The following is a 17,772-nucleotide window of genomic DNA, read 5'->3' as shown; positions in this document are numbered from 1 at the left end:
AACAGCGGTATCGCGCCGGCCACTGTCCGCATCGCGTCCGCCGCTGGTCCGCGGCACTGTCCACGGTGTGTCCGCGGACACTCAGGCCATGCCGGCTTCCGGAAACAAACAAAACAAAATCAAATACATGGGATTTGGCACGATTCCTGCTCAGGCAACACCATCTCCACCAACCACCCTGTCCCGATGATCCGAGACACTGCTGCACAGGACCAGGTCCTGCCCCCGTCGACATCGCGTCCTTTCAAGCGTGGTGTGCTGCTGATCCTGGCCCTGGCAGTGCTGCTGCTGGCCATCGTGTGGGTGGCACGCGGCTGGCTGGGCGGCAGCCACTCGGTGGACAGCACCCGGCTGCGCACCGCGCAGGTGACCCGGGGGGATCTGGTCCGCGACATCGCCGCCGATGGCCGGGTGATCGCGGCCAACAACCCGGTGCTGTACGCCATCTCCGCCGGTACCGTCGAGCTGAAGGTGGTGGCCGGCGACGTGGTCAAGCAGGGCCAGGAGCTGGCGGTGATCGACAGTCCGGAGCTGCGCAGCCGGCTGGCCCAGGAACAGGCCACCCTGGCCGGGCTGGAAGCCCAGGCGCGGCGCGCCGAGCTCGATGCCCGGCTGGCCCGCGCCAATGCCGCACGGCTGACTGACCAGGCGCGGATCGAACGCCAGGCCGCTGCCCGTGAGCTGGAGCGCAACCAGCGCGGGTTTGCTGGCGGCGCGGTGGCCCAGGTCTACCTGTCCAAGGCCGAGGACGATATGCGCAAGGCCGAGATCACCCTGCAGCACGCCAGCGCCGATGCCGACCTGCAGGGCCAGGGCGCCAGCCTGGATGCCAGCAACGCACGCCAGATGGCCCAGCGCCAGCGCGAGGTGGTGGCCGAGGTGGCCCGCCAGGTCGATGCACTCACCCTGCGCGCGCCCTTCGATGGCCAGGTCGGCCAGGTGCATGCCACCCAGCGCACCCAGGTCGCCGCCAACGCGCCGGTGCTGGGCGTGGTCGACCTGACCCGCTTCGAGGTCGAGATCCGCGTGCCCGAATCCTTCGCCCGTGACCTGGCCATCGGCATGCCGGCCCAGCTGACCAGCGGCAACGGCACCCCGGTCGCGGCCGAGGTCGCGGCGGTCTCGCCGGAGGTGGTCGGCGGCGAGGTTACCGCCCGCCTGCGCTTTGCCGGGCAGCAGCCGCCGGGCCTGCGCCAGAGCCAGCGCCTGAGCGCGCGCATCCTGCTTGATACCCGCAAGGACGTGCTCAAGCTCAGCCGTGGCCCGTTCGTGGAGGCCGATGGCGGCCGTCACGCCTGGGTGGTGGACGGCCGTACCGCCCGCCGCATCCCCGTCCGCCTGGGCGTGCAGAGCCTGGGCGAAGTGGAAGTACTCGATGGTCTGAGCGCAGGCCAGACCATCGTGATCGCCGGAACCGAACTGTTCGGCAAGGCCGAACAGGTCACCCTCAACTGAACCGCCCACCGGGCACTGGAACCTTCCATGCTGCAGATGACTGCCGTCTCCAAGATCTTCCGCACCGAGCAGGTGCAGACCCACGCCCTGCGCTCGCTGGACCTGCAGGTGCGCGAAGGCGAGTTCGTCGCCGTGACCGGCCCGTCCGGCTCGGGCAAGACCACCTTCCTCAACATCGCCGGGCTGCTGGAAACCTCCACCTCCGGCCAGTACCTGCTCGATGGCCAGGACGTCAGCCACCTCGGTGACGACGCCCGTTCGCGCCTGCGCAACCAGAAGATCGGTTTCATCTTCCAGGGCTTCAACCTGATCCCGGACCTGAACCTGTTTGACAACGTCGATGTGCCGCTGCGCTACCGCGGCCTGCCGGCCGCCGAGCGCCGCGCGCGCATCGAGAAGGCGCTGGGCGATGTCGGCCTGGCCTCGCGGATGAAGCATTTCCCGGCCGAACTGTCCGGTGGCCAGCAACAGCGCGTGGCCATCGCCCGGGCGCTGGCCGGCCAGCCGCGCCTGCTGCTGGCCGACGAACCGACCGGCAACCTGGACACCCAGATGGCACGCGGGGTGATGGAGCTGCTGGAACAGATCAATGCCGCCGGCACCACCATCGTGATGGTCACCCATGACCCGGAACTGGCTGCCCGCGCCCAGCGCAACGTGCACATCGTCGATGGCCAGGCCACCGACCTGATCCGCGAGCCGGTACTGGCCCGCCCCAGCGCGCCGCTGGCCACCGCCTGAGGAGAGGCCCATGCTTGCCTACTATTTCCGCCTGGCCCTGCGCAGCTTCGGCCGCAACAAGATCCTCACCGCGCTGATGGTGCTGGCCATCGGCCTGGGGATCGGCGCGGCGATGACCACCCTGACCGTGTTCAAGGTGCTCGCCGGTGACCCGATCCCGTCCAAGAGCGATCGTCTGTTCCACGTCCAGCTCGATCCGGCCGGCATGGATGACTACGTCGCCGGCGAGGAGCCGGAAGCCCAGCTGACCCGTTTCGACGCAGCGGCCCTGCTCGCCCAGGCCAAGGCCCCGCGCCAGACCATGATGACCGGTGGTGGTGACGTGGTCAGTGCCGATGCCAGCTCCCTGAGTCCGTTCCTGACCCGCCTGCGCTACACCTCGGCCGATTTCTTCCCGATGTTCCAGGTGCCGCTGCTGGCCGGCCAGCCCTGGACCAAGGCCGAGGACGATGGCCGCGCCCGCGTGGCGGTGATCAGCCGTGCGCTGAGCCAGAAGCTGTTCGGCACCATCGACAGCGTGGGCCGCGACATCCGTGTCTCCGGCCACAGCCTGCGTGTGGTCGGCGTGGCCGATGACTGGGCGCCACAGCCGCGCTTTTTCGACATCATGTCCGGCATCTATGGCCAGGAAGAAGAAATCTGGCTGCCGATCACCACCGCCTTCGAGCTCACGCTGGGCCGGGCCGGCACCATGAACTGCTTCGGCCGCCAGGCGGTGACCGTGCCGGAGGCCGAGAACGCGCCGTGCACCTGGATCCAGTACTGGGTCGAGCTGGACTCCCCGGCTGATGCACCGGAATTCAAGTCCTACCTGAACAATTACTCCGGGCAGCAGCGCGCGGCCGGCCGCTTTGAACGGCCGGCCAATACCCGCCTGCGCAACGTGCTGGAGCATCTGCAGCACCACGACGTGGTGCCCGGCGACGTGCGCCTGCAGCTGTGGCTGGCCTTCGGCTTCCTGCTGGTGTGCCTGGTCAACACCGTGGGCCTGTTGCTGGCCAAGTTCCTGCGCCGCAGCGGCGAGATCGGCGTGCGCCGCGCCCTCGGGGCCAGCCGTGCGGAGATCTTCAAGCAGTGCCTGGTGGAAGCCGGCACCGTTGGCCTGGCCGGTGGCGTGGTCGGCCTGGGGCTGGCCCTGCTCGGCCTGTGGGCCGTGCGCCAGCGCCCCACCGACTATGCCGCCCTGGCCCAGCTGGACCTTGGCATGTTGCTGCTGACCTTCGTGCTGGCCATCGGCGCCAGCCTGCTGGCCGGTGTCCTGCCGGCCTGGCGCGCCATGCGCATCACCCCGGCCATCCAGCTCAAGTCCTGACGCCGCGCCTTCGGAGACCCTGACATGCACATCCGTCCCATCCTCTCCACCCTGGCCCGGCACAAGACCGCCGCTGCCCTGATCGTGCTCGAGGTGGCCATCAGCTGCGCCATCCTGTGCAACGCCCTGTTCATTGTCAGCGAGCGGATCGCACGCATCTCCCTGCCCAGTGGCGTGGCCGAGGCGCACCTGGTCGACATCCGCGTGGCCGGCATCGGTAATGTCGACCAGGCCGGCGCGCGCACCCGCGAGGACCTGGAGGCCCTGCGCCGGATTCCCGGCGTGGCCTCGGCCACCGTCATCAACCAGGTGCCCTTCCAGAGCGGCTCGTGGAATACCTCCATCTCCACCGAGCCGGACTTCAAGGGCACCGTGGTCAACGCTGCGCAGTACGGCGTTTCCTCCGATGGCCTGAAGACCCTGGGTGTGAACCTGATTGCCGGGCGCGACTTCCACCCGGATGAGTACATCTCCACCGACGACCTGCGTGCGATGGCCGACCCCAACCAAGCGCGGATCTCGCTGATCATCAGCCAGGCCATGGCCGAGCGCCTGTTCCCCGGCGAGCAGGCCGTCGGCAAGGCCGTGTACATGGGGCCGGTACTGGTCCGGGTGATCGGCGTGGTGGAGACCCTCAAGCGCGCCAGTGCCATGCAGGGCGACCTGGAAATGTCGCTGATCATGCCGATGGTGATGAACTACAACGATGGCGGCTTCTACCTGCTGAACGTGGCCGATCCTGCGATGCGCGAGGAAGTGATGGCTGCGGCGGTCAAGGTGCTGGAGAAGAACGACCCAAACCGTCTGATCCGCGAGCCGCGTACCTACGACTCGGTGCGTGCCAAGTTCTTCAGTGCCGACCGCGACATGGTGGGGCTGCTGCTGGTGGTCTCGATCCTGTTGCTGCTGGTCACCGCACTGGGCATCGTCGGCCTGGCCAGTTTCTGGGTTGGCCAGCGCACCCGGCAGATCGGTATCCGGCGCGCGCTGGGCGCCACCCGCGGGCAGATCCTGCAGTACTTCCTGACCGAGAACGTGCTGCTGGTCAGCGCCGGTATCGTGGCCGGCATGCTGCTCAGCTATGGCCTGAACCAGTGGCTGATGGGCCAATACAGCCTGCCGCGCCTGCCGCTGTACTACCTGCCCATCGGCGCGGTGGTGCTGTGGGCACTGGGGCTGCTGTCGGTGTATGGCCCGGCCCGGCGCGCCGCCAGCGTGCCACCGGCGGTGGCCACCCGCAGCCTCTGATGGGCCGCTGCTGCGCGCTGGCGTGTTCCTGCGCCAGCCTGCAGCGGCCACCCGGCGTTGCACGCGGTGGACCGCGTGCACTTGCCGTGGCAATGCAGGCCGATTGCAGGCCATTGCTGATGAATACGTCCGCGCACAGCGCAACGGCCCATCGCTGCATCCAACGTGTCCGCCGTACGCCTGTCGCCATGGCCCCGGGCACGGATCGGCCTACACCTGGCCCTACGTCCTGGCGTGGCACACTGCCGTGGCCATGGCGGGGTAATCTGAACATCCAAGCACATCCTTACTGCAAGCACCGCCGCCATGCCCCAGATCCTGATCATCGATGACAACGCCAGCGTGGCTGCCGCGTTGGATGTGCTGTTTTCCCTGCATGACATCGACTGCCTGCATGCCGACAGCCCGCAGGCAGGGCTTGCCGCACTGAACACGCAGTCAGTGGACCTGGTCATCCAGGACATGAACTTCAGCGCTGATACCACCTCCGGCCAGGAGGGCGAAGCCCTGTTTGCCCAGATCCGCAGCGGCTGGCCGGACCTGCCGGTGATCCTGCTCACCGCCTGGACCCACCTGGATGCAGCCGTCGCCCTGGCCAAGGCCGGAGCAGCGGATTACCTGGCCAAGCCCTGGGATGACAGCCGGCTGCTGACCACGGTCAACAACCTGCTGGAGCTGGCCGAGACGCGCCAGGAGCTCGCCCGCCGGCAACGTCGCGAGCAGCGCGAACGCGAAGCGCTGGCCCAGCGCTTTGACCTGTGTGGTGCGATCTTCCACGATCCAGCCAGCGTGCGCGTGGTGCAGATGGCCTGCCAGGTGGCACGCTCGGAGCTGCCGGTATTGATCACCGGCCCCAATGGCAGTGGCAAGGAACGCATCGCCCAGATCCTGCATGCCAATGGCCCGCAGCGCCGCCAGGCCCTGGTCACGGTCAACTGCGGCGCGTTGCCGGCCGAGTTGATCGAAGCCGAACTGTTCGGCGCCGAGGCCGGGGCCTATACCGGTGCCAACAAGGCACGCGAAGGCAAGTTTGAAGCCGCCGATGGCGGCACCCTGTTCCTGGACGAGATCGGCAACCTGCCGCTGGCCGGGCAGATGAAGCTGCTGCGGGTGCTGGAGACCGGCCGTTTCTCGCGCCTGGGCAGCAACCGCGAGCGCCAGGTCACGGTGCGCGTGATCAGTGCCACCAATGCCGATCTGCCCGGCATGATCCGCGAGGGAACTTTTCGCGAAGACCTGTATTACCGGCTCAACACCATCGAGCTGCACCTGCCCGCACTGGCCGAACGTCCCAACGACATCCTGCCGCTGGCCCGGCATTTCCTCGATGACGCCCACCAGCTCAGCGATGGCGCCAGCCGTGCGCTGCGGCATTACCCGTGGCCGGGCAACGTACGCGAGCTGCGCAACGTCATCGCCCGCGCCTGCCTGCTCGCCAGTCAGGCGCGGATCGAGCCGGCCGACCTGGCCCTGCCGGCGCCAGGCCGCAGCCATCTGCCTGCCAGCAGCCAGGCCGAGCCGGACCGGGAGCGCATCAGCGCCGCGCTCACCCATGCCGACGGCAACATCAGCCAGGCCGCTGCCGAACTGGGCCTGAGCCGGCAGGCACTGTACCGGCGCATGGAGCGCCACGGTATCGCCCGCCCATGAGCCGGTTGTCGCTGACCAACCGCCTGTTCCTGCGCCTGTTGCCCGCCCTGCTGTTTGCCGCCCTGATCTGCTGGTGGCTGGGCCCACGCCTGCATCAACCGGTCCCGGCCATCCTCGGCGGGCTGTTGCTGCTGCTCGTGCTCTGGCTGGCGGTGCATCACGCCACCGCCCCGTTGCGCTCGCTGTTGCGGGCACTGGCCGGGCTCACCGCCAGCTACCGCGATGGCGAATTCAATGTCGGCGTGCATTGGCAAGGCCAGGGCGAAGTCGGTGAGCTGGTCGATGCCCATCAGCAACTGGGCCAGGTGCTGCGGCAACAACGGCAGGACCTGGTACAGCGCGAGCTGCTGCTGGACACCATGCTGCAGAACACGCCGGTGGCGATGCTGCTGATTGCCGGCGGTGGCGACGGCGAGCAGCGGGTGGTGTTTTCCAACCTGGCGGCACGCAAACTGCTGCACGGTGGCTGGAAACTGGAAGGACAGCGGCTTGCCACGCTTATCGCCAGCCTGCCCGACCCGCTGCAGGTGGCATTGGACAACGATGGCGACAGCGTGTTTGCCGTGCCCGATGCCGACAGCGACGAGGAAGAGCTGTACCACCTGTCGCGGCGCAGCTTCCAGCTCAATGGCCGCCCGCACCAGTTGATCCTGCTGCGCCTGCTGACCCATGAACTGCGCCGCCAGGAAGTGCTGACCTGGAAAAAGGTCATCCGCGTGATCAGCCACGAGCTCAACAATGCGCTGGCACCGATTGCCTCGCTGGCCCATTCCGGTGCCGAACTGGTCCGCCGCGGCAAGGCCGAACGCCTGCCCGAAGTGCTGGCCATCATCGAGGAGCGGGCCCGCCACCTGGAAGGTTTCATCCGCGGCTATGCGCGCTTTGCCAAACTGCCCGCGCCGCAGCTGCAGACCATCCACTGGGCCGATTACCTGACCGGCCTGCAGCAGCAGATCGGCTTTGCCTGCCAGCTGCCGGCGCGCAGCCTGACCAGCCGCGCCGATCCGGGGCAGCTGTCACAGGCGCTGTTGAACCTGCTCAAGAATGCCCACGAAGCCGTCGCCGATGGCCACGCGCAGGTCGAGCTGCGGATCGGCGCGCAGGCGGGCTGGATCCGGCTGGAGGTGCTGGACAACGGCAGCGGCATGAACGAGGCCGTGCTGCACAACGCATTGCTGCCGTTCTATTCGACCAAGCGCAACGGCACCGGCCTGGGGCTGGCACTGGTGCGCGAGATCATCGAGGCCCACGGCGGACGTATCGCACTGAACAACCGCGCCGAAGGTGGCCTGTGCGTCAGCGTGCTGCTGCCGGCCTGAGTGGCCGGCAGCGCGCCGCTCAGCTGCCGCGTTTCTGCGGCCGTTGCCAGCCGTCAATGGTGGCCTGGCTGGCGCGTGCAACGGTCAGCTTGTCGGCAGCAGCCGGTTTGGTGATGACCGAGCCGGCGCCGATGGTGGCACCACTGCCAATGGTCAACGGTGCCACCAGCGAGGAATTGGAGCCGATGAAGGCGTTGTCGCCGATCTGGGTGATCGACTTGTTGACCCCGTCGTAGTTGCAGGTGATGGTGCCGGCACCGATGTTGCTGCGGCTGCCGATCCGGGCATCGCCCAGGTAGGTCAGATGGTTGGCCTTGCTGCCCTGCCCCATCACCGTGTTCTTGGTTTCGACGAAGTTGCCGATGTGCACGCCATCGGCCAGCACCGTACCCTGACGCAGGCGGGCGAACGGGCCGATCTGCACCGCTCCTTCGGTCACCGCCCCTTCCAGGTCGCAGTGCGCACGCACGATCGTGCCCGCAGCCAGGCGCACGTCCTTGAGCCGGCAGAACGGGCCGACCTGCACCCCGTCGCCAAGCTCGACCTCACCTTCAAACACCACGTTGACATCGACCTGGACGTCGCGTCCCACCCGCACCGTGCCACGGATATCCACCCGGGCCGGATCCAGTACCCGCGCCCCGTCCACACACAGCTGCTGCACCGCGCGCAGCTGGTACGCACGCTCGAGCTGGCTCAGCTGCCACGGGTCATTGGCGCCTTCGGTTTCCTGGGCATCAGCAACCACCACCAGTTCGGCCGGTGCATATTCGGCAGCAGCAGCGGCAAACACATCGGTCAGGTAATACTCGCCCTGGGCATTGGTGTTGGACAGCCCGGACAACCAGCGGCGCAGATCGGCCGCATCGGCAGCGATGATGCCGGTATTGACCGTGCCCAGCTGGCGCTGTTCATCGGTGGCATCCTTCTGCTCGACGATCATGGCGACCTTGCCCTGGGTATCGCGCACGATCCGGCCATAGCCAGTGGGGTCGGCCAGTTCGGCGGCCAGCACCGCCAGCTTGTCCCTGGCCGCCAGCAGCTGACCCAGGGTCTGGCTGCGGATCAGCGGCACATCGCCGTAGAGCACCAGCACGCGCGCATCATCGGGTACCTGCGGCATGGCCTGGGCCACCGCGTGGCCGGTGCCCAGGCGTTCGCGCTGCTCGCTCCAGTGCAGGTCCGCCTGGTCGGCAAAGGCACGGCGTACCTGCTCGCCACCATGGCCGTAGACCACATGGATCGCCGCCGGCGCCAGCGCCCGGGCGGCCGCGATGACATGGCCCAGCATCGGCACACCGGCAACCGGCTGCAGCACCTTGGGCAGGGAGGACTTCATGCGCTTGCCCTCGCCGGCAGCGAGAATGATGATGTGCAGCGATGCGCTCATGAGACGTTACGAACCAGTGGACAGGCCGCCATTCTACCCGCAGCCCGGCAGCGCATGCGGGCACGTACGGAGTCCACGGTGACCCTGTCACGTCAACTGCTCGCCTATGCCGGCATCGGCGCCCTGCAGTGGTTGATCGACAGCGCAGTGATGATCGGCCTGAGCTCGCTCGGGCTGGCGGTGGCACTGGCCACGGTCTGCGGACGGATCAGCGGCGCGATGCTCGGTTACTGGCTCAATGGCCGTTATACCTTCGCCAGCGGGGTGCAGCCGGTGCTGCATGGGGCCAGCCTGGCCCGCTTCATCGGCTTCTGGCTGCTGGCCACCGGGTGCAGTGCCCTGCTGCTGGCCGCCATCGACCATCGCTTCGGGCTGCAGGCCAGCTGGCTGTTCAAGCCAGCCGTGGATGCCGGCATGGCCGCGGCCGGTTTCCTGGCCGCCCGCCACTGGATCTACCGCCCCTGAGCCGCCCTGCCCGGTTCAGGCCTGGTGGGTAGCCGGCAGCGGCGCAAACCGCCAGGCCATTGCTGCCAGCACGACGCAGCAGGCCAGCATGATCGCCCAGGCCAGCGCCAGGCTGTGGCCCTGGCTGCGCAGTGCGCCAGCGACCAGCGGCATCAGGCTGGAGAGCATGTAGCCACCGCCCTGCACGAAGCCGAGCAGGGCCCCGGCATGGGTGGCGCTGCGGGCATGGTCCAGGGTCACGATCAGGGTCAGCGGAAACAGAGCGCCGATCCCCAGCGACAGGCACACGGTGATCGGCAGCACCAGCGCCTGCGGGGCCAGCAGCAACCCGGCCAGGGCCAGCGCGACCAGGCCCAGCACCACCAGCAGCAGCACCCGGCGGTCGGGGAAACGGTGTACCAGCAGCGATACCAGCAGGCCGGCGATGACCTCGCCGACACTGATCGCCGCCAGCAGCCCGCCACTGGCCCGGGCACTCCAGCCCAGCTGCAGGTAGTACGGCGCCAGCCAGGCCAGCACCAGGGTGTAGGCACCGGTGCCGATGCCGAAGAACAGCATCAGCAGCCAGGCACGCCGGCTGCGCCATACCGCCATGGCCGCATCACCGCTGCCGGGCGCCGGCTGCGTCGCCGCCGCAGGCCCGGGGCCACAGCAGGCCAGCCACAGCGCCACCGCCAGCAGCGCCGGCAGCGCCCACAGCGCCTGGGCCGGCGCCCAGCCCCAGTGCTCGGCCACAGCGGGACTCAGCGCCGCGGCAAACGCCGCGCCGCCCATGATCCCGGTCGAATACAGCCCCATCAGACTGCCGGCGCGTGCCCCGGCGCGGGCCTTGATGAAGGCCGGCATCAGCGCCTGGACCAGGGCAATGCCGACACCACTGGCCACCGCAGTGAGCAGCAGGGTACCGGCGCTGGGCCAGACCATCCGCAGCGCGCAGGCCAGGGCAATCACCAGGCCACCGGCGGCAATGCCCCGACGGGTGCCGGGCCAGCGTTGCAACGGCCCGGCGGCCAGTGCGCACAGGCCCATCACGAAGATCGGCAGGGTGGTCATCAGCCCGGCCTGGGCATCGGTCAGGCCGGTGGCCTGCTGGATGATGTCCAGCAGCGGGCCGGTGGCCGCCAGGATCGGGCGCAGGTTCAGGGCCATCACCACGATGGCCGCGGCCATCCACCAGTACGCCTTGCTGGCGCGGGCATTGCTAACAGTCATGCCTATCCTTTGCATTGGGTCGGCCCGGGCCATGGCACCCGGGCGATGTGGCCGCGGCCGCCGACACGCCAGCGGTTACCGCGCCGTGAGCGCCCGCTTGCGCCGGGCAGGCCTGGCTGAGGGAAAAAAAAACGCCGGCAATGCCGGCGTTTTGAAGCGCGCAACAACCAGCAGGATCAGTGCTTGAGGTTACGCCGCAGACGCTCAAGTGCCTGCAGCTGGGCAGTGATTTCAGCCAGCTTCTGCTGCGCCTCGGCCAGCTCCATGGCTTCGCCACGGCCGGCCAGCACGCGCTCGGCTTCTTCCTTGGCCTTGCGCACGGCAGCTTCATCGATGTCGTCAGCGCGGATGGCGGTGTCAGCCAGCACGGTCACGACCTGCGGCTGCACTTCCAGGATGCCACCGGAGATGGCGAAATCCAGCTGCTGGCCCGATTCGGTGGTGACCACCACCTTGCCCGGCTTCAGACGGGTGATCAGCGGGGCATGCTTGGGGGCAATACCCAGTTCGCCCAGCTCACCGGTGGCAACGACCAGGGTCGCCTGACCGCTGTAGATTTCCTGTTCGGCACTGACGATGTCGCAACGGATCGTGCTCATGAAACTCTCTTCGCCTGGTTGGGTGGGCGCAGCGCCCACCACAGGGTCTTGTCCGACGGGACGGACCTGGGGTCCGTCCCGGAGGTGCTCTTAGGCCTTTTCAGCCATCTTCTTGGCCTTTTCCACGGCTTCTTCGATGCCGCCGACCATGTAGAAGGCCTGTTCCGGCAGGTGATCGTATTCACCGGCCAGGATGCCCTTGAAGCCACGGATGGTGTCCTTCAGCGCCACGTACTTGCCCGGCGAACCGGTGAACACTTCGGCCACGTGGAACGGCTGGGAGAAGAAGCGCTCGATCTTGCGGGCGCGCGACACGGCCTGCTTGTCTTCTTCCGACAGCTCGTCCATACCCAAGATGGCGATGATGTCCTTCAGTTCCTTGTACTTCTGCAGGGTGGCCTGCACGCCGCGGGCGGTCTCGTAGTGCTCGGTACCGATCACCAGCGGATCCAGCTGACGCGAGGTCGAGTCCAGCGGATCGACGGCCGGGTAGATACCCAGCGAGGCGATGTTACGGCTCAGCACGACGGTGGCGTCGAGGTGGGCGAAGGTGGTGGCCGGCGACGGGTCGGTCAGGTCGTCCGCGGGCACGTACACGGCCTGGATCGAGGTGATCGAACCGGTCTTGGTCGAGGTGATGCGTTCCTGCAGGACGCCCATTTCCTCGGCCAGGGTCGGCTGGTAACCCACTGCCGACGGCATACGACCCAGCAGCGCGGACACTTCGGTACCGGCCAGGGTGTAGCGGTAGATGTTGTCCACGAACAGCAGAACGTCCTTGCCCTTGCCGTTGGCGTCCTTCTCGTCGCGGAAGTACTCGGCCATGGTCAGGCCGGTCAGGGCCACGCGCAGACGGTTGCCCGGCGGCTCGTTCATCTGGCCGTAGACCATCGCCACCTTGTCCAGGACGTTGGAGTCCTTCATTTCGTGGTAGAAGTCGTTGCCCTCACGGGTACGCTCACCCACGCCGGCGAACACGGACAGACCCGAGTGTGCCTTGGCGATGTTGTTGATCAGCTCCATCATGTTGACGGTCTTGCCGACGCCGGCGCCGCCGAACAGGCCGACCTTGCCGCCCTTGGCGAACGGGCACATCAGGTCGATGACCTTGATGCCGGTTTCCAGCAGCTCGTTGGCCGAGGACTGGTCTTCGTACGACGGGGCAGCGCGGTGGATTTCCCAGGTGCCGGCAGCTTCGACCGGACCGGCTTCGTCGATCGGACGACCCAGAACGTCCATGATGCGGCCCAGGGTGCCCGGACCAACCGGCACCGAAATGGCGCGACCGGTATTCACGGCAACCAGGTTGCGCTTCAGGCCATCGGTGGAGCCCAGCGCGATGGTACGGACGATGCCGTCACCCAGCTGCTGCTGGACTTCCAGCGTGATTTCGGTGTTTTCCACCTTCAACGCGTCGTACACCTTCGGTACGTCGCTGCGCGGGAATTCGACGTCGACGACGGCGCCGATGATCTGAACGATCTTGCCCTGACTCATTGCTGCATCCTCTAAATGTGTGCGTGTGACTGCGCGCGGCGGCTCAAACCGCAGCCGCGCCGCCGACGATTTCGGAAATTTCCTGGGTGATCGCTGCCTGGCGGGCCTTGTTGTAGACCAGCTGCAGGGTTCCGATCAGCTTGTTGGCGTTGTCGCTCGCTGCCTTCATCGCCACCATGCGTGCGGCATGCTCGGAGGCCACGTTTTCCAGCACTGCCTGGTAGACCAACGACTCGATGTAACGCGTGATCACGTGCTCCAGCACGGTCGCAGCATCGGGTTCGTACAGGTAGTCCCAGTCGTGCTCGGCAACCTTGGTATCGGCAGCAGCCAACGGCAGCAGCTGATCGAAGGTGGCCTTCTGGACCATCGTGTTGACGAAGTTGTTGTAGACCAGGTACACGCGGTCGACCTTGCCTTCGGTGAAGGCGTCGAGCATGACCTTGATCACGCCGATCAGCGTTTCCAGCTTCGGCGTATCGCCGAGGTTGGCCACACTGGCTGCCATGTTGACGTTGACCCGGCGGAAGAAGACGCTTGCCTTCGAACCGATGGTCACCACGTCAATCTCGGCACCCTTGTCCTGCCATTCCTTCATGTCCGCAACGGTCTTGCGGAACAGGTTGTTGTTCAGGCCGCCAGCCAGACCGCGATCGGAAGAGATCACGATGTAGCCGACGCGCTTGACCTGCTCGCGCTGCACCAGGAACGGATGCTGGTAATCGGTGCTGGCCTGGGCCAGGTGACCGACCACCTGCTTCATCGCCTGCGCGTACGGACGCGAGGTCTTCATCCGATCCTGCGCCTTGCGGATCTTGGAGGCCGAGACCATTTCGAGCGCGCGCGTCACCTTGCGGGTGTTCTGCACGCTCTTGATCTTGGTTTTGATTTCGCGTCCGCCTGCCATTTGTCGCTCGCTTTGCTAACTGGGTTGTGGGCTGGCCCGGTCAGGCCAGCCCTTCCGGAAGTGCTGGTGCGGTTACCAGCTGCCGGTGGTCTTGAACTCGGCAATGCCCTTCTTGAAGGCAGCCTCGATCTCGTCGTTCCAGCCACCGGTGGCGTTGATCTTGCTGACCAGCTCGCCCTGGGTATTGGCAAAGTGGGCATGCAGACCGGCTTCGAAGGCCAGCAGCTTGTTGACCGGGACGTCGTCCAGGAAGCCTTCGTTGACAGCGTAGATGGACAGCGCCTGGTCGGCGATGGACATCGGAGCGTACTGCTTCTGCTTCATCAGCTCGGTCACGCGCTGACCGCGCTCCAGCTGCTTGCGGGTGGCTTCGTCCAGGTCCGAGGCGAACTGCGCGAAGGCAGCCAGCTCACGGTACTGCGCCAGCGAGATACGGATGCCGCCGGACAGCTTCTTGATGATCTTGGTCTGGGCCGCACCACCGACGCGCGACACCGAGATACCGGCGTTCACGGCCGGGCGGATGCCGGCGTTGAACAGGTCGGTTTCCAGGAAGATCTGGCCGTCGGTGATCGAGATCACGTTGGTCGGCACGAAGGCGGACACGTCGCCGGCCTGGGTTTCGATGATCGGCAGTGCGGTCAGCGAACCGGTCTTGCCCTTCACTTCACCCTTGGTGAACTGCTCCACGTACTCTTCCGAGACGCGGGCAGCACGTTCCAGCAGGCGGGAGTGCAGGTAGAACACGTCACCCGGGTAGGCTTCGCGGCCCGGCGGGCGCTTGAGCAGCAGCGAGATCTGGCGGTAGGCAACGGCCTGCTTGGACAGGTCGTCGTACACGATCAGCGCGTCCTGGCCACGGTCCATGAAGTACTCGCCCATGGTGCAACCGGAGTAGGCGCTGATGTACTGCATCGCAGCCGATTCAGAGGCGGTAGCCGCCACCACCACGGTGTGGGCCAGGGCGCCATTCTCTTCCAGCTTGCGCACGATGTTGGCAACGGTCGAAGCCTTCTGGCCGATCGCCACGTACACGCACTTGATGCCGGTGTTCTTCTGGTTGATCACCGCATCGATGGCCATCGCGGTCTTGCCGGTCTGGCGGTCACCGATGATCAGCTCACGCTGGCCACGGCCGATCGGGATCATCGCGTCGACCGACTTGTAACCGGTCTGCACCGGCTGGTCGACCGACTTGCGCCAGATCACGCCCGGAGCAACGCGCTCCACCGGAGCGGTCAGCGAGGTGCCCAGCGGGCCCTTGCCGTCGATCGGCTCGCCCAGGGCGTTGACGACGCGACCCAGCATTTCCGGACCGACCGGAACTTCCAGGATGCGGCCGGTGGTCTTGGCCACGTCGCCTTCGCGCAGGTGCTCGTAGTCACCCAGGACCACGGCGCCGACCGAGTCGCGCTCCAGGTTCAGCGCCAGCGCAAAGGTGTTGTTCGGCAGTTCGATCATTTCGCCCTGCATCACGTCGGCCAGGCCGTAGATGCGCACGATGCCGTCGGACACCGAGGTGACGGTGCCTTCGTTGCGCGATTCTGCGGACAGCGCGACCTTCTCGATGCGGTGCTTGATCAGTTCGCTGATTTCGGAGGGGTTGAGCGTGGTAGCCATCGTCAAGTCCTAGTGCCGGCGATCAGGCCGGACGTTCAAATGAATTCAGTGGGCGAGCGCAGTCTGCAGGCGCGACAGCTTGCCCTTCAGGGAGCCATCAATCACCACATCGCCAGCATCGATGACGGCACCGCCGATCAGCGAGGCATCAACAGCCGTGGTGATCTCGACCTCGCGGCCGAAGCGCTTGCGCAGTGACACGGCAAGCTTTTCGATCTCGTCAGCCGACAGTTCGGCAGCCGAGGTCACATGCGCCTTGACCACCTTCTCTTCTTCAGCGCGCAGCGCTTCGAACAGACCGGAGATTTCCGGCAGGGTCGACAGGCGACGGGCGTCGGCCAGCAGCTCCAGAAAACGACCGAAAGCGGCATCGGCCGAATCGGGCATCAACAGGGAAACCGCTTCGGCACGCCCGAGGTTGGGGTTGCCCAGCAGGGCGGCCACGCCCGGGTCGGTAGCTACCCGGGCAGAGAAGGCCAGCGCGTCGGACCACGACGCGAAGGAGCCTGCCTCACGGGCGATCGCAAACGCGGCGCGGGCGTACGGACGGGCAAGCGTGAGGGCCTGGCTCATCGTTTAAATCTCCGAAGCCAGTTCGTCGAGCAGCGCCTTGTGGGCGTTGGCATCGATTTCCTTGCGCAGCAGCTTTTCAGCACCGGCAACGGCCAGGGCCGACACCTGGGTACGCAGCTGTTCGCGGGCACGGTTGGCAGCGGCATCAATCTCGGCCAGGGCAAGCTCCTTCTGACGGGTCGCTTCGCTGATGGCTTCGTTCTTGGCCGACTCCACAATCTGGTTGGCGCGCGCGTTGGCCTGGTCGATGATCTCGTTGGCCTTGACGCGTGCTTCCTTGAGGGCTTCGTTGACCTTGTCTTCGGCATCAGCCAACGCCTTGCGGCTGTTGTCAGCGGCAGCCAGACCCTCGGCAATCTTCTGCTGACGCTCTTCGATCGCATTCAACAGCGGCGGCCAGATCAGGGTCGCGATGATCCAGATCAGAGCAGCGAAGGCCAGAGCCTGCGCAATAAGGGTGAAATTGATATTCATGGGTTCGCTCAATCGCTGGTGCAGGGTGGCCGCGCCGCGCAATGCGGCGCGTCCGAGCCTTCATCCGCGACCAGACGCCGGTGAAAGCGTCTGGTCGTCTCACTTCAACCGGCTATCAGCCAGCCAGCTTGGCGGCTTCGGCCAGCAGGGCAGCCGACAGCGGGTTGGCGAAGGCCAGCAGCAGGCCGACAGCGACCGAGATGATGAACGCGGCGTCGATCAGGCCGGCGGTGATGAACATGCGCACCTGCAGCACCGGGATCAGTTCCGGCTGGCGAGCGGCCGACTCCAGGAACTTACCAGCCATGATGGCCAGACCCAGGCCAGCGCCCAGCGCGGCCAGGCCGATCATGATGCCAACGGCAAGGGCGGTGGAGCTCTGAATCTGGGCGAGATTGGTCAGGACGGCGAAGTACATGGTTTTCTCCAGGAACTTAAGTAACTAAGGATGATGAAACGGATGAAGGGGTGAAACTGATTGCAGCGGTGAAGCTTAGTGGCTGTCTTCGGACAGGCTCAGATACACGATGGTCAACATCATGAAAATGAAAGCCTGCAACGGGATCACCAGCAGGTGGAACAGCATCCAGCCGAGGCCGAATACGCCGCCGGCGATAGCGCCGAACAGACCAGCACCGCCCAGCACCCAGATCAGCAGGAAGACGATTTCGCCGCCGAACATGTTGCCGAACAGTCGCATCGCCAGCGAGATCGGCTTGGATGCCCACTCGACGATGTTGAGGATCAGGTTGAAGGGCATCATCCACTTGCCGAACGGCGCAGTGAGGAATTCCTTCACGAAACCGCCGATGCCCTTGGACTTCAGCGCAAAGAAAATCATCAGGAAGAACACGCTGATCGACATGCCCAGGGTGGCATTGACGTCGGCGGTCGGTACCGGCTTCCAGTAGTTGACCCCGATCCAGCCCAGCGGGATGGCGAAGAAGTCTGCCGGAATCATCTTCAGCAGGTTCATCAGCAGGATCCAGAAGAAGATGGTGATCGCGATCGGCGTCACCAGCTTGCTCTTGCCGTGATAGGTGTCCTTGGCCTGCTTGTCGACAAACTCCAGGCAGATCTCGACGAAGGCCTGCCACTTGCCCGGCACACCGGCGGTGGCCTTGCGCGTTGCCAGCCAGAAAGCGACCACCATCACCAGACCCATCAGCACAGCGGTCAGGAAGGTATCTACGTGCAGCGTCCAGAAACCACCGCCCTCACCGACCGGAGCGGTCAGATTCTGCAAGTGATGCTGGATGTACGTGGTTGGAGTTAGAGCCTCGCCCGCCATGTGTCCGGAACCTTATTTG

At 66.2% G+C, this 17,772-nt stretch carries 17 protein-coding genes; 7 read left to right on the top strand and 10 right to left on the bottom strand.

Features of this window, described 5'->3' with window-relative positions; all coding sequences use genetic code 11:
* Positions 1 to 186: 186 nt before the first annotated feature.
* The 6 genes from ABB25_RS02390 (at position 187) to ABB25_RS02365 (ending at position 7,725) form a co-directional block, all read left to right on the top strand.
* Positions 187 to 1,455, top strand: coding sequence for an efflux RND transporter periplasmic adaptor subunit (locus ABB25_RS02390; RefSeq protein WP_057663193.1), 1,269 nt, complete (start codon positions 187 to 189; stop codon positions 1,453 to 1,455).
* 27 nt (positions 1,456 to 1,482) lie between these two features.
* Entirely contained in the window at positions 1,483 to 2,196 is a 714-nt protein-coding gene (locus ABB25_RS02385) for an ABC transporter ATP-binding protein (protein ID WP_057663190.1), read from the top strand.
* Between the two features lie 10 nt (positions 2,197 to 2,206).
* The gene (locus ABB25_RS02380) at positions 2,207 to 3,508 is read left to right on the top strand and encodes an ABC transporter permease (RefSeq protein WP_057663188.1); all 1,302 of its coding nucleotides are present in this window, start codon (positions 2,207 to 2,209) and stop codon (positions 3,506 to 3,508) included.
* 24 nt (positions 3,509 to 3,532) lie between these two features.
* On the top strand, positions 3,533 to 4,756 hold the full coding sequence (locus ABB25_RS02375) for an ABC transporter permease (protein ID WP_057663185.1): 1,224 nt from the start codon (positions 3,533 to 3,535) through the stop codon (positions 4,754 to 4,756).
* Between the two features lie 306 nt (positions 4,757 to 5,062).
* Positions 5,063 to 6,406, top strand: a complete 1,344-nt coding sequence (locus tag ABB25_RS02370) for a sigma-54-dependent transcriptional regulator (protein WP_057663182.1) — start codon at positions 5,063 to 5,065, stop codon at positions 6,404 to 6,406.
* Positions 6,403 to 7,725 (top strand): sensor histidine kinase, encoded by a 1,323-nt coding sequence (locus ABB25_RS02365; RefSeq protein WP_057663180.1) that lies wholly within the window; start codon positions 6,403 to 6,405, stop codon positions 7,723 to 7,725. The genes ABB25_RS02370 and ABB25_RS02365 overlap by 4 nt, the downstream gene beginning before the upstream one ends.
* Before the next feature lie 19 nt (positions 7,726 to 7,744).
* Here the strand turns inward: ABB25_RS02365 and glmU are convergent, their stop codons facing one another.
* Positions 7,745 to 9,115, bottom strand: coding sequence for a bifunctional UDP-N-acetylglucosamine diphosphorylase/glucosamine-1-phosphate N-acetyltransferase GlmU (gene glmU, locus ABB25_RS02360; RefSeq protein ID WP_057663177.1), 1,371 nt, complete (start codon positions 9,113 to 9,115; stop codon positions 7,745 to 7,747).
* A 78-nt stretch (positions 9,116 to 9,193) separates the two neighbouring features.
* On the opposite strand from glmU, the gene ABB25_RS02355 reads away from it, so the two are divergent.
* The gene (locus ABB25_RS02355) at positions 9,194 to 9,580 is read left to right on the top strand and encodes a GtrA family protein (RefSeq protein ID WP_160319400.1); all 387 of its coding nucleotides are present in this window, start codon (positions 9,194 to 9,196) and stop codon (positions 9,578 to 9,580) included.
* Positions 9,581 to 9,595: 15 nt separating this feature from the next.
* On the opposite strand, the gene ABB25_RS02350 is transcribed toward ABB25_RS02355, so the two are convergent.
* The 9 genes from ABB25_RS02350 to atpB all read right to left on the bottom strand — a co-directional run bounded on the left by ABB25_RS02350 (position 9,596) and on the right by atpB (position 17,753).
* Positions 9,596 to 10,792: an MFS transporter gene (locus ABB25_RS02350; protein ID WP_211259278.1), complete on the bottom strand. Its 1,197-nt coding sequence runs from the start codon at positions 10,790 to 10,792 to the stop codon at positions 9,596 to 9,598.
* A gap of 176 nt (positions 10,793 to 10,968) precedes the next feature.
* Positions 10,969 to 11,391: a F0F1 ATP synthase subunit epsilon gene (locus ABB25_RS02345; protein ID WP_057663168.1), complete on the bottom strand. Its 423-nt coding sequence runs from the start codon at positions 11,389 to 11,391 to the stop codon at positions 10,969 to 10,971.
* 90 nt (positions 11,392 to 11,481) lie between these two features.
* Complete coding sequence (atpD, locus tag ABB25_RS02340) at positions 11,482 to 12,888, bottom strand: F0F1 ATP synthase subunit beta (RefSeq protein WP_057663165.1); 1,407 nt, start codon at positions 12,886 to 12,888, stop codon at positions 11,482 to 11,484.
* Between the two features lie 43 nt (positions 12,889 to 12,931).
* Complete coding sequence (gene atpG / locus ABB25_RS02335; RefSeq protein WP_057663162.1) at positions 12,932 to 13,795, bottom strand: F0F1 ATP synthase subunit gamma; 864 nt, start codon at positions 13,793 to 13,795, stop codon at positions 12,932 to 12,934.
* 72 nt (positions 13,796 to 13,867) lie between these two features.
* Positions 13,868 to 15,415 carry a F0F1 ATP synthase subunit alpha gene (atpA, locus tag ABB25_RS02330; protein WP_057663158.1) on the bottom strand — a complete coding sequence of 516 codons (1,548 nt, stop codon included), beginning with the start codon at positions 15,413 to 15,415 and terminating at the stop codon, positions 13,868 to 13,870.
* Between the two features lie 45 nt (positions 15,416 to 15,460).
* Positions 15,461 to 15,988, bottom strand: a complete 528-nt coding sequence (locus tag ABB25_RS02325; RefSeq protein WP_057663156.1) for a F0F1 ATP synthase subunit delta — start codon at positions 15,986 to 15,988, stop codon at positions 15,461 to 15,463.
* Positions 15,989 to 15,991: 3 nt separating this feature from the next.
* Positions 15,992 to 16,462, bottom strand: coding sequence for a F0F1 ATP synthase subunit B (locus tag ABB25_RS02320; RefSeq protein WP_057663153.1), 471 nt, complete (start codon positions 16,460 to 16,462; stop codon positions 15,992 to 15,994).
* Between the two features lie 115 nt (positions 16,463 to 16,577).
* A complete protein-coding gene (atpE, locus tag ABB25_RS02315; protein ID WP_057637099.1) occupies positions 16,578 to 16,880 on the bottom strand; it encodes a F0F1 ATP synthase subunit C in 303 nt (100 codons plus the stop codon).
* Between the two features lie 75 nt (positions 16,881 to 16,955).
* Positions 16,956 to 17,753, bottom strand: a complete 798-nt coding sequence (gene atpB / locus ABB25_RS02310) for a F0F1 ATP synthase subunit A (protein ID WP_057663150.1) — start codon at positions 17,751 to 17,753, stop codon at positions 16,956 to 16,958.
* Positions 17,754 to 17,772: the final 19 nt, after the last annotated feature.

The organism is Stenotrophomonas koreensis, from assembly GCF_001431525.1.
In the GTDB taxonomy this organism is placed as follows: Bacteria; Pseudomonadota; Gammaproteobacteria; order Xanthomonadales; family Xanthomonadaceae; genus Stenotrophomonas; species Stenotrophomonas koreensis.
This window is presented reverse-complemented; position numbering and strand designations above follow the sequence as displayed.